This window comes from Microbacterium sp. 18062, from assembly GCF_902706225.1.
Lineage (GTDB): Bacteria > Actinomycetota > Actinomycetes > Actinomycetales > Microbacteriaceae > Microbacterium.
The window spans coordinates 1-465 of the sequence record NZ_CACSKB010000295.1 but is presented as its reverse complement, the minus strand read 5'-3'; the positions used below and the strand labels follow the sequence as shown (position 1 = coordinate 465).

Sequence of the window (465 nt, the reverse complement as noted above, 5' to 3'; positions counted from 1 at the left end):
GATTTACATCGGGACGATGAAAAGCAGGGGGCTGACTAACGAGGAAGTGTACGAGTCGTTAGATCACTGGATCAAGCAACGCGAATTAACAGCGAACGGGAAACCAGCCAATGATTAAATCACCGGTTAAATGGGCGGGTGGTAAAGCCCGCGTTATGCCGCAGTTGCTGAAGCATCTGCCGAAAGCTGATTGCCTGATTGAGCCATTCGTCGGCAGTGGTACCGTATTTATGAATACGGAATATCGTCACTATGTGCTTTGTGATAGCAATCTGAATCTGATCAACTTTTTCCGTCAATTAACCGGCAGACTAGAAGACACAATTTCTGCCTGTCGCTGGGTATTTAGCGGCGGCAATAATGCCGAGGAATTTTATAAGCGGCGAGCTGAGTTTAATTCACTAACTCAAAAAGCGGACTTAGATCCGGATGCTGCGCTGCTTCATGCTGCGTATTTTTTGTACC

At 46.9% G+C, this 465-nt stretch carries 1 protein-coding gene; it reads left to right on the top strand.

Annotated features, from left to right (window positions below; all coding sequences use genetic code 11):
• Window positions 1-110: 110 nt before the first annotated feature.
• Window positions 111-465 (top strand): DNA adenine methylase (locus GVL03_RS23515; RefSeq protein WP_200847315.1); only part of this gene is annotated, 355 nt, incomplete at its 3' end.